The following is an 11105-nucleotide window of genomic DNA, read 5'->3' as shown; positions in this document are numbered from 1 at the left end:
TGCTCATGCTGAGTTTCCAGCACTAGATTAACTGCCCGTTCACGGACTTCCGGAGAGTAACGTTTGGTCGTTGTCATAGAGACCTCCACTTTTAAAGTATAGACTCTAATTTATCCGGGGTGATTCATCCCGGGCGATGATGTAATAGCGATACGTCGTGCCGGCCGCGAGTCCGGTATCCTTATAACTTAACTGCGAAACCGGCAGGGTTATCAGAGCCACCCCATCACGATAAACAATGTAATTTCCCATGCGGCTGGCATCCGCCGATGCTCCCCACATCAGGCTCACGCTGTCGGCGCCTACCCCCATGCTATGCAAGTTTTTCGGGGCCGCTGGCGGGGCGTCGGGCAAGGTTTGGTCAGTCGTGCTTATTTCCAAAGCCTGACTCTGGGCGGATTCAACACCCTGTGCATTGACCGCGCTTACGCTGTAACGATAGCGCGTATTTTCTGTCAAACCGGTGTCGATAAAACCCGGTTGGGTAGCCGCATAAATAAGGCTACCGTCGCGGTACAATCGATACCCCCCTACGGCCGTCGCCGTGGTATTCCATGCCAACGTTATGGCATTGCTGGTAATTTCGGTGGCGCGCAGACCATTAGGCGGTACCGGCGTGACTTCGCCGTTATCATCACCGCCAATAAAGTCCACATCGATCACTTGGTAAAAGGCATTACCCGTATTCGCCACTTCCCATACGGCCAAAATGACGTGATAGCCTGAACGCTGCGGCAACATGACATCATGTACCGTCGGGTCAGGCGGAGTCAGCGCCGCACCGTTGCTCCAGAAAGGCTGCTCGGTAAGCTCAACTTTAAAAAACGGCTGCGCGTCAAATTGGGCACGGCTTAATGGCGCGCTGGGGTCCCAGTCCTGGCGGGTAATGAAATAATTCCAGCGCCGGGTCAAATGTACTGCGCTGTAAGTCCAGGAAAACTTTAACAGCTCACCGGCAGCGACTTTATGTTTCTCCCAATGGGTGCCCGGCTCATCCAGGAATTCGCCATTGCCCTGGTTAGCGCTGGCAATTTTACCGTCCGGCGGCGGTAGCATATTATTGATGTCCGTCGGCGCGACAGGATCGGCAAGACCTGAGGTGAGAGCGGGAAAGAATTTACCGGCTTCGCGCTGGTTTAATTGTCCGGTGTCGAGTTTGCCCTGTTGCCAGGCAATATAGGCGCGCGAGGCAGGTGTAGGCACATGCCCATGGCGCAGCGCCGGCTGTGCAGCATATTTACTCACGCTGATAGTGTTTGACATTTAAAGTCCGCCTCCTTGGCGTTAATGATGTTAATAGATACGACCGGGTAGGTGAAATAACTTTTCCCGTTGCCGCAGGCTCTTAGAGGGATCTATTTTCCCGTCGTTTATGAAGGAGAGTAAATCGTCATTATATAAAGCAATGACAATCTATTTCATTATTGACAATGAACACCATCGGATGCGTTTGTGCCGTGAGTTAATAAACAATCGCGCGCAATATGCCTCTTGCCCTGGATAATTCCATTGCCCTATGTCGTCTTAAGCGCGTGCGGAAAATGACATCGGCATGTCGATGGCGTTGATTGGCGCGAGCGTTGGTTAACGCTGGCGTTGGCCTTGGCCTTGGCGTTGGCAGAATAATGGCCCTTGGTTCCTGCCGGGCTGACCCCCTGCGCCTCCATCCCGTTCCCCCTTGTGCATGCCGTATCGCCGATCGCCGTCAGCCGTTTACCGTTCTCTATTTACCGTTGCACCATTTGCGTTCTCTTGGCAAAAGCAAAGGAACATGACGCGCAACGCGTCATGTTAAACGAAACAACAACGAATAATAAATAATAATGAGAATGGTTATCATTAGTGTTTACTTAAAAACATTCCCCGCTTATGCTACCGGCTGTTTGCACGTTGTCTCGCTGTATGGCCTTTTAGGGAATGTCTAGTCTATGAAAAACAAAGCAAAATATTTTATGTCCGCCGTGACGTTATCGCTGCTGCTGTCCTCGGTATCGGTAGCCGCAGCCGATAAATTCAAGGTCGTCACCACTTTTACCGTGATTGCGGATATGGCGAGAAACGTCGCCGGTGATGCGGCCGACATCCAATCTATCACCAAGCCCGGGGCGGAAATTCATGAATACCAACCGACACCGGGGGATATCCAGCGCACACAGGGAGCGCAATTGTTGTTGTCGAATGGACTGGATTTGGAACGCTGGTTCGAGAAATTTTATCAGCAGTTACATGATGTGCCTGACATCGTCGTTTCGCAAGGGGTGATCCCCATCGGTATCGTCGAGGGCCCCTACAGTGGATTACCGAATCCGCACGCCTGGATGTCCCCGGATAATGCCATCATTTATGTCAACAATATCCGTGATGCGCTGGTGAAATACGATCCCGCGCACAGCCAAACCTATAAGGAAAATGCGGAAGTTTACAAACAGAAAATTACCGCTGAAATCGCTCCTGTAAAAGAAAAATTGGCGCAAATCCCCGCGTCTCAACGTTGGCTGGTGACCAGTGAGGGCGCATTTTCCTATCTTGCCCGGGACTTTGGCCTTAAAGAACTCTATCTCTGGCCGGTTAACTCCGATCAGGAAGGTACACCACAGCAAATCCGCAAAGTCGTGGACACCGTCAAAAAATACCGTATTCCGGCCGTATTCAGCGAGAGCACCGTTTCCGATAAACCGGCGCGTGAAGTCGCACGTGAGACCGGCGCCCATGATGGCGGCGTTTTGTATGTGGATTCCTTAAGCGAGCCCACCGGGCCGACGCCAACCTATCTTGATTTGCTGCGCGTCACGGCGGATACCGTGGCGGAAGGCATGACCGCCGGGGTTAAGCATGATTGAGCACGGCGGATCCACCCTCACTGTTGCGCCGGGGGGCGCAACAGCACTTGATGTCAGCCGGGCGACGGTGATTTACCGCAACGGCCATCTGGCGTTAAAACAGGCGACATTTGCTATACCGCGTGGGGTGATTGCGGGTCTGGTCGGCGTAAATGGTTCCGGCAAATCTACGCTCTTTAAATCAATCATGGGGTTTATTACCCTGGCCAGCGGCGAAATCAGCGTCATGGGCCACCCGCCGGCCAAGGCGTTGAAACGGCATCTTGTCTCCTACGTTCCTCAGTCGGAAGAAGTGGACTGGAACTTTCCTGTGCTGGCGGAGGATGTGGTCATGATGGGCCGCTACGGCCATATGGGAATGATGCGTATCGCGCGTCAGGCAGACAGGGATGCCGTGGCATGCGCTTTGGAACGTGTTGGCATGAGCGGGCTGCGAAAACGTCAGATTGGCGAGCTCTCCGGCGGTCAGCGTAAACGGGTTTTTTTGGCGCGGGCCATTGCCCAGGATGGCCAACTGATTCTGTTGGATGAACCTTTTACGGGTGTCGATCTGAAAACGGAAAAACAGATCGTCACCCTGCTGCGCAGTCTGCGCGATGAAGGCCGGACCATCCTGGTCTCCACCCATAATCTCGGTTCGGTGCCGACGTTTTGCGACATGACCGTATTGGTGAAAGGGACGGTGATGGCTTGTGGACCGACCCGGGAAATCTTTACCCGAAGCAATATCGAGCGTGCCTTTGATGGCGCGCTGCATCAGCTTGCCTGGGACGATAATCTATTGACGCCGGAAGCCCGCTGAGGAATGTATGCTTGACGTTTTACTTGAGCCTTTCACCTACGATTATATGCGCAATGCCATGTGGGTTTCCGCATTGGTCGGCGGCGTTTGCGCCTTTCTTTCCTGTTATCTGATGCTTAAAGGATGGTCCCTGATGGGGGATGCGTTGTCGCATTCCATTGTCCCCGGCGTCGCCGGCGCCAGGATGTTAGGCATGCCGTTATCGGCCGGCGCGTTTCTCGCCGGCGGTCTGGCCGCTTCCGCCATGCTGTTTATCAATCAGCGTACCAAGTTGAAAGAAGATGTGATTATCGGTCTGACCTTCTCGTCCTTCTTTGCTTTCGGGCTGTTTATGCTGTCGCTGCGGCCTGCCGCCATGAATATCGAGACGATCATGCTGGGCAACCTGCTGGTCATTGCGCCATCTGATATCGTGCAATTGGCGCTGATTGGCGTCGTCTCGCTGGCCATTTTGCTGCTTAAGTGGAAAGACCTGATGGTGGTGTTCTTTGATGAGAATCACGCCCGTTCCATCGGCGTCAATCCGGTAAGGCTGAAATGCTTGTTCTTCACCCTGCTGGCCGCCTCTACGGTTGCCGCGCTGCAAACGGTCGGCGCCTTTCTGGTCATTTGCATGATAGTCACCCCCGGCGCCACCGCCTGGTTGCTGACCGATCGGTTCCCGCGCTTGCTGATGGTGTCGGTGCCGATGGGGGCGCTCACCAGCTTCGTCGGCGCTTATAGCAGTTACTATCTGGACGGCGCCACGGGCGGGTTGATCGTTTCGCTGCAAACCCTCCTCTTTTTGCTGGCATTCGTTCTGGCGCCGCGGCACGGTTTATTGGCTTCCCGTAAACGTGCCCGCATCGAGTTAAGGAAATAAGGATGAGCCTGACAGATACTTTGCTGATGCCCTTCCACTTTGTTTTCATGAATAATGCGTTCATGATTGTGCTGCTGATTGCCGTTCCCGCCTCGCTGCTGTCGTGCCTGATGGTCTTGAAGGGGTGGGCGCTGATGGGCGACGCCATGAGCCATGCGGTATTTCCGGGCGTCATCGTCGCCTATATGGTGGGCCTGCCGCTGGCGGTCGGTGCTTTCGTGGCGGGTCTGGTGTGCGCCATGACCACCGGTTTTTTGAAAAACAACAGCCGAATCAAACATGATACGCTGATGGGTATCGTATTTTCCGGCATGTTTGGCATGGGGCTGGTGATGTATGTCAAAGTGCAATCCACGCTGCATCTACAGCATATTTTATTTGGCGATATGCTGGGGATTGGTGCGGATGATCTTATCGAGGCGGCGCTCATCTCCGCCGCTACGGTGCTGTTTATCGCCGTTAAATGGAAAGATCTGGTATTGCAAACCTTTGACGCGGTCCAGGCCAAAGCCTCCGGACTCAGTGTGCGACTGTTACATTACGGTCTGCTGTGCTTCCTGGCGCTGACGATCGTGGCGGCGCTGAAAGCGGTGGGGATCATTTTGTCGGTCTCATTATTAATTGCCCCCGGGGCGATAGCCTTCCTCATTACCCGAAAATTCTGGTCAATGATGCTGGCTTCCGTCGCCATTGCCATTACCGGCGGCTTTTTGGGCGTGTACGTGTCTTTCTTCCTGGACAGCTCGCCGGGGGCGACGATCGTATTGTTCTTCACCCTGATGTTTGCCGCGGTCTTTTCCATCAACGAGTTGCGTAACTACCGTCTGCGTTGTACGGCATAACCCCCACCGTAAATGCCCCTGCCGCCAACGGCGGGGCATGCCCGTTTTAGCCGCCATCGTGCAATGGTGCCCAGCGGCGCTGCAGATAGTTTACCGCCGCGGCGGTCTGTGGCTGGCTGAGATAGGACTCACTGAACAGAATGGTGCCGTTAATCTCAGGTAGCGCCTCGTTAATATCCAACTGCCTCCTTAACTCCGCGACCCCCTCCGCCACGCCCCAATCCGGTTCCGCTTTGGTCGGACTGCCTATTTTATACAGCGCTATGCCAATATAGAGCCGGGTGTGGGTGTGGCGAACCACCTCCGACCACCATTTGGCTAGTACATCATAGCGCACGATCTGGCGCCCCACCGGCCAGTACAGCTGCGGGGCAATATAGTCCAGCAAACCCCTTTCTACCCACAGCCGGGTGTCGGCGTAAGCGGTATCATACGCAGGCCCCCCGCCCTGGGTAGCCGAGCCGCGGGGATCATCCGCCGCGTTGCGCCAAACGCCGGCGGGGCTGATGCCAAAAGCAACCTGCGCGTTAAGGGATTTTATTGCCTGGGACACTTGCTGGACCATCAGTAAGGTATTGTTGCGCCGCCAGTCGGCTTTGTCAGAAAACCCCTGGCCGTACAGGCGGTAAGTGGCATCGTCATCCAGCCGGGAATCCGGGGTTTCATAATAGAAATAATCGTCGAACTGGATGCCATCGATCGGGTAATTTCTGACCAGTTCGGTCACCACGCTGACGATCCATTGGCGCACATCGGGCACGCCGGGATCAAGGACGTAACGGCCGCTGGCAATGCGGATCCAGTCGGGATGTAGCGCATAAACGCTGGCCGGTGATGCTCTCAGCGTGGCCCTCAGCGCAGCGGCGGTCTCGGGTCTGGTGTTCAGCGTGACCCGATAGGGGTTGAGCCAGGCGTGGACTTTTATGCCTCTTTTGTGGGCCTCGGCCAGCATAAACGCCAGCGGATCGTAACCCGGATCGCGACCGACCGTCCCCGTAAGAACCTCCGACCACGGTAACAGGGCGGAGCGATAAAGGGCACTACCGTCGGGCTTGACCTGAAAAAACACCGTGTTAATGCCAATCCTTACCATATTGTCCAGCTTGGCGACCAGCGCGCTTTGCTGCTGTTGGATCCGTTGCGCGTCGCTTACTGCCTCAAGCGTCGAAGGTGCGGGCCAGTCGAGTCCGTAAACGGTGCTCAACCAAACGCCGCGCATCTCGGGCGCCTGGGTTTGACGGGGTGGCGGCGGCGGGAGCTCCGCCACGCGTTTTTGCTCACAGCCGGCAAGCCCCGCCAGCCAAACGAAGAACACCAGCCAAAAACCCTTTCCTTTGTTACGCCGCACTGTTATCTCCCCGCAATAATGCCTGAAATACCTGAATACACCGCAGCACAGGCCGGGCGCCGCGCATACCGCCTGCGCTTAGCGCTGGCGCCAGACCTCCGCACGCGCCAGCCCAAACCGTGAAACCAGCCGGCACCGCCTCTGGCGTACATCGCTCTGGGTTACCAACTGAGCCCAAACCCGCGGGGGTAAGCGACAGTACCGGTATTGGTCTTCTCATCATAATGATGCCAGGTGTTAACCGGCAGTTTCCCCCGCGGCGAACGTTGACCCGTTAACACCTCGGCCAGCGAGATCATGGCATGGCTGCCCCAAACGCCGTTGTTATAGCCATAATAGGAATAGGCGGCGACAGCGGCGTCAACATCCGCGGCATAATTGACGATGTCGTAAGGCGCGCGCAGGGATAAATGAATACGCGTTTTCCCTTGCGCCGCCGCGTAGCGCAGCCAGGCAAGGTAGCGATCGCTGGTTTCATCAGGTTGTGGTTTGTAAGGCAGCGTCGCGCTCTCCACAGGCGAAAAGGCGGTTGACAGCATGCCGAGCATAAAAACGTCGCTGTGGGCGATTTTCGCTTTGACCTCTGCGTCCGTCAAATCCGATTCTTTCGCCGCCTCCACCGAATGATACCCCTCCTGCGCCATTACCGCCGCAATGCCCTGCGCCTGCTCCCCCCATGGCGTCAGCACAAAATAGCGCTGAGTTTTGTCCGTTAAGGGCAACGTCGCGCCCTGATTGATAACGACGGTAATCGCCCGATCGGTAATGCGCTTTTCCAGCGCCTGTCCTTCGGCCACGGGTTGCGGCACCGTGTCGCGCGCGGTGCCCAGCAGGTGATAACGCTGCTTCAGCGCCAGAATGCGCGCAACGGAAGCATCAATATCCGCTTCATCGATAAGCCCTTGTTTGACCTTCTGCGCTATCAGCGCGATCATCTGCGCAAGGTGTGGCGCCTGGGCTGGCGAGGCAATACTTATCGGCATCAGGGCGATATCGACGCCGGCGGTAAAGACCCGTTGGAGCGCCTCATCCTGGCTGAAATGGTCAGTAATGGCGCCCATGTCCAACGCATCCGACAATGTCACGCCGGTAAAGCCCAACTGGCGGCGCAGTATGTCGGTCTGTATTTGCCGCGACATCGTGGCGGGGACGATAATATCCACACCGTGGCGGTTGCGTACCCGCGTATCGTCCAACGCCGGGTATTGAATATGGGCCGTCATAATCATCTCTGGCGGCGTTTGCTGAGCAATGGCGTGCTGGTAAGGGGCAATATCAATGGCAAACGCGTCCTGACGGTTGCGGTCAACCCGGGGCAAAGCGGTATGTGAATCGGTGGCGGTGGCGCCATGGCCAGGAAAATGCTTATAGACGCTTATCATGTGTTGCTGATGCATCCCCGCGAGCGTTTTCTCCGCCAGCGTGATAACCGTCGCGACGTCATCGCTGAAACTGCGCACATTGATCACCGGGTTGAACGGATTGGTATTGACGTCAACGACCGGTGCAAAGTTGACATTGATCGCCAAAGTTAGCATATCGCTGGCCAATTGTTGCGCCTGTTCACGGGCAAGGTCGCTGTCAGCGCCGCCTTCGCACGCCGCCGCCAGCGCCATATTGCCGGGGAAGGCAACATATTCACCACGGGGAAGGCGAAATAAGTTTCCACCCTCATTATCTGTACCAATAAATAGTCGAATATTACCGCTGACCTTTAATCCCGCATACCAGCTCGTCAATGCCTGTATTTGTGCTTTATTCTGTAAATTGTTGGCAAACAGGATCACGCCGCCGATATGATTATCGCCAATTATCTTTGCAATGGTGTCATCGGGTGCCACCATATCCCGTTTATTATTGCCGTTAGCGTCCCAGTAACGGAAATCAAGCATGATTTTCTGACCAATTTTTTCTTCTAAGCTCATTGCGTCGATTAGCTGTCTTATGTCCATTTATGCGCTCCTCGTTGGTTGCACTGCGCGATAATCTGGCGAATCATGTCATTTAAAAAGACACCAGCGCAAGATCATTGTGCCAGTGTATGGCTTTAGACAACATAAGGTTATAAATATATTAAACAGCTAATAAACGATTGATAGAAATATAACTGCACAGGGAAATAGATTACTTCCTTCTTTATTATCGTTTCCCAATAACATGACGCTTTATGACCGCCGTGCTGCAGGTTTTGTCACAACGAGGGGTTTTTCTGTCGCCGGCGGAACAGACTGTTGACTGCGGTACCATGACCACGTTGAACGAGGTAATACAGATACAGGCGGTTGCGCATGCTGATGCCATTACGGCGACAGGCTATGCCACTGCGGCGACTCGCTATGCCACCGCGGCGACAGGCTATGCCACCGCGGCGAGACACAATTGCGCCCTCACCATAAGACCATGACACGCGCCGTAGACGCGTGGAAGCGCTATCGCCGCCTAGCGCTGGGAGTGCGCAGCTACAGACCAAAATCGCCTCAGGAAGGCGGCAAGCGGCGAAAAATCATTGTTATCGCCGCGCCAGGCGATGACGCCATCCGGGCGGATCAGCAGCAGAGCCTGCGCCGCGTCGTTGGCCAAGCCGTAATGATCGAACACATCCTTACGTGTCACCGTTACCACACCCGGATGCCCACCGACCGTCAGTCGGGCCACCAGCGTGGCGTTAACGAATTCCCCTGTCAGTCCGTCCAGGGTCTCTAACAGTGCGGCCGCCTGCGGCGGCGATAATCGTTTACGGGACAAAAACAGCACCTGGAAGGTAAATCCAGTCAGCCAATCAAACAGATCTTGATGTCGGCTGAGCTGAGCATTGGGCGCCCGCATCCCGGGTCTGGCGGGGGCATTGGCAGGTCCTGACGGGGCGATAAAGGGGTTTTCGCCGTAGCGGATGTCCAACTGACCGAAGCGGCGAAACGCTTTCCCCTGAACAAACGCAAGGTGCGACGCCGGGCCGACAACGACCGGCGCCAGTGCATCCCTCAGGCGGGCGCGCCAGCCGCTCTGCCCAGCGGCCAGGCTGAAGAGTTTGTCGGTAAAGGCGATAGTCTCACGCGCCACGGGCAACCGTTCGCTTTCATAAGTCGCCAGCAAACTTTCCGGTGCGCCGTGCTGTAACACAGCCGCCAGTTTCCAGGCCAGATTGGCGGCATCTTGCAACCCGGTGTTCATTCCTTGCCCCCCCGCCGGGGAATGGATGTGGGCGGCGTCTCCCGCCAGGAAAGTGCGCCCGACGCGATACCTGTCCACGCAGCGATGGTGGGTGCGAAATTTCGTCAGCCATTGTGCATCGTCAAGTGTCACGGGCACCTGCGCCACGGAGGAAAAGGCGCGCTGCAGCTCATCCAGCTCAAGGGGCGCCGCAGCGGCGTCCCCCGCTTCCCTCGTCCCGCCGCGCTGGTCGCTGCCGGCAGCAGCGCTGCTCGCGGCGCCATTATCGGCACCGATGTCGGTCGTCATCACGCGTGATAGACCGCTGCCCGCCAGCGGGAGAAAAAGTCCAATGCGCTCACCATGCATGAAGATACGAAAGTGATCATGGCCATTTTCCCACTTGACCCGAACATCTCCCAACAGAAAGTTTTGCGCATACGGCGCGCCGTCAAACGACAGGTCATGGAGGTGGCGCACCGTGCTGTGACCGCCGTCCGCGCCCACCACATAGGCTGCGCGTAAGCGAGATGTCTCGCCGCCCTGGCGTATTTCAACATCGACGCCTTCAGCGTCGGATACCAGCCCCACCAACTCGACTCCGCGCTCAACCTGCCCGCCGCCGCTGGCGAGGGCGTCCAGTAACGTCTGTTCCGTTTCCGATTGCGGGATCATAAGAATAAAAGGAAAAGGGCTATCGTCAATGGCGCACAGATCGTAATTCAGCCCTCCCGCGCGCCGGCCAGCAATGTGGAAATCAATTTGCTGCGTTATGATGCCCTTGGCCAATAACGCCTCACTCAGACCCAATGATGCAAATAGCTCCAGCGAACGAGCCGACATGACGGCGGCGCGGGATTCTCGACTGGGTGCCAAGGCCTTGTCGATGATACGGAATGAAATACCGCGCCGTTGAAGCAGAAATGCGGTCATAAACCCCGTTGGCCCCGCGCCTACGATTATTACGTCGCAATCATGGTGTGGCATTATCTCGCTCCTTTGGCGTCAGTCGCTACAGGCTGGCAGCCGGTGGGTGTGTTTGCCGCTGTGCCGGATACGCGTTCATGTCAGTTAATAATTATCGCCAACTTTATCCGACTCATTATTTATATAGCTATAGGTATAGCCTAAACAGCATAGGTATCTACACATTTATCGTGATACCTGTTATTACTTTGCAGAATGATTTCAACCTATCTGTTGGCGGGATTGACTCTCGCCTTACCCGCCGATATCAGACGCGGGTTAAACAGCATATGAC

Annotated in this window: 8 protein-coding genes; 4 read left to right on the top strand and 4 right to left on the bottom strand. The window is 55.7% G+C overall.

Features of this window, described 5'->3' with window-relative positions:
- Window positions 1–105 precede the first annotated feature (105 nt).
- Window positions 106–1263 carry a lytic polysaccharide monooxygenase gene (locus CINSTRO3249_RS16225; protein ID WP_084790153.1) on the bottom strand — a complete coding sequence of 386 codons (1158 nt, stop codon included), beginning with the start codon at window positions 1261–1263 and terminating at the stop codon, window positions 106–108.
- Window positions 1264–1952: 689 nt separating this feature from the next.
- Here CINSTRO3249_RS16225 and CINSTRO3249_RS07845 point away from each other — a divergent pair.
- Genes CINSTRO3249_RS07845 through CINSTRO3249_RS07830 form a run of 4 tightly spaced genes read left to right on the top strand, consistent with a single transcriptional unit; the run spans window position 1953 to window position 5346 of the window.
- Window positions 1953–2840 carry a metal ABC transporter substrate-binding protein gene (locus CINSTRO3249_RS07845; RefSeq protein WP_254304319.1) on the top strand — a complete coding sequence of 296 codons (888 nt, stop codon included), beginning with the start codon at window positions 1953–1955 and terminating at the stop codon, window positions 2838–2840.
- Entirely contained in the window at window positions 2833–3642 is an 810-nt protein-coding gene (locus tag CINSTRO3249_RS07840) for a manganese/iron ABC transporter ATP-binding protein (protein WP_074012864.1), read from the top strand. Before CINSTRO3249_RS07845 ends, CINSTRO3249_RS07840 begins: the two co-directional genes overlap by 8 nt.
- 7 nt (window positions 3643–3649) lie before the next feature.
- Window positions 3650–4504, top strand: a complete 855-nt coding sequence (locus CINSTRO3249_RS07835; protein ID WP_074012863.1) for a metal ABC transporter permease — start codon at window positions 3650–3652, stop codon at window positions 4502–4504.
- A gap of 2 nt (window positions 4505–4506) precedes the next feature.
- The gene (locus CINSTRO3249_RS07830) at window positions 4507–5346 is read left to right on the top strand and encodes a metal ABC transporter permease (RefSeq protein ID WP_074012862.1); all 840 of its coding nucleotides are present in this window, start codon (window positions 4507–4509) and stop codon (window positions 5344–5346) included.
- Between the two features lie 46 nt (window positions 5347–5392).
- Here CINSTRO3249_RS07830 and CINSTRO3249_RS07825 read toward each other — a convergent pair whose 3' ends face one another.
- The 3 genes from CINSTRO3249_RS07825 to CINSTRO3249_RS07810 all read right to left on the bottom strand — a co-directional run bounded on the left by CINSTRO3249_RS07825 (window position 5393) and on the right by CINSTRO3249_RS07810 (window position 10831).
- Window positions 5393–6694, bottom strand: a complete 1302-nt coding sequence (locus tag CINSTRO3249_RS07825; RefSeq protein ID WP_074012861.1) for a glycoside hydrolase family 10-like protein — start codon at window positions 6692–6694, stop codon at window positions 5393–5395.
- A 161-nt stretch (window positions 6695–6855) separates the two neighbouring features.
- Window positions 6856–8619 (bottom strand): glycoside hydrolase family 3 N-terminal domain-containing protein, encoded by a 1764-nt coding sequence (locus tag CINSTRO3249_RS07820; protein ID WP_254304318.1) that lies wholly within the window; start codon window positions 8617–8619, stop codon window positions 6856–6858.
- Between the two features lie 514 nt (window positions 8620–9133).
- Window positions 9134–10831, bottom strand: coding sequence for an FAD-dependent monooxygenase (locus CINSTRO3249_RS07810; RefSeq protein ID WP_074012858.1), 1698 nt, complete (start codon window positions 10829–10831; stop codon window positions 9134–9136).
- Window positions 10832–11105: the final 274 nt, after the last annotated feature.

The organism is Candidatus Sodalis sp. SoCistrobi, assembly GCF_900143145.1.
Lineage (GTDB): Bacteria > Pseudomonadota > Gammaproteobacteria > Enterobacterales > Enterobacteriaceae > SoCistrobi.
This window is presented reverse-complemented; position numbering and strand designations above follow the sequence as displayed.

What these genes read in the sequence shown, in the direction of transcription:
- CINSTRO3249_RS07840 (WP_074012864.1), top strand. Translation starts at nt 2,833, where the DNA reads ATGATTGAGCACGGCGGATCCACCCTCACTGTTGCGCCGGGGGGCGCA.
- CINSTRO3249_RS07810 (WP_074012858.1), bottom strand. Translation starts at nt 10,831, where the DNA reads ATGCCACACCATGATTGCGACGTAATAATCGTAGGCGCGGGGCCAACG.
- CINSTRO3249_RS07830 (WP_074012862.1), top strand. Translation starts at nt 4,507, where the DNA reads ATGAGCCTGACAGATACTTTGCTGATGCCCTTCCACTTTGTTTTCATG.
- CINSTRO3249_RS16225 (WP_084790153.1), bottom strand. Translation starts at nt 1,263, where the DNA reads ATGTCAAACACTATCAGCGTGAGTAAATATGCTGCACAGCCGGCGCTG.
- CINSTRO3249_RS07835 (WP_074012863.1), top strand. Translation starts at nt 3,650, where the DNA reads ATGCTTGACGTTTTACTTGAGCCTTTCACCTACGATTATATGCGCAAT.
- CINSTRO3249_RS07820 (WP_254304318.1), bottom strand. Translation starts at nt 8,619, where the DNA reads ATGAGCTTAGAAGAAAAAATTGGTCAGAAAATCATGCTTGATTTCCGT.
- CINSTRO3249_RS07845 (WP_254304319.1), top strand. Translation starts at nt 1,953, where the DNA reads ATGTCCGCCGTGACGTTATCGCTGCTGCTGTCCTCGGTATCGGTAGCC.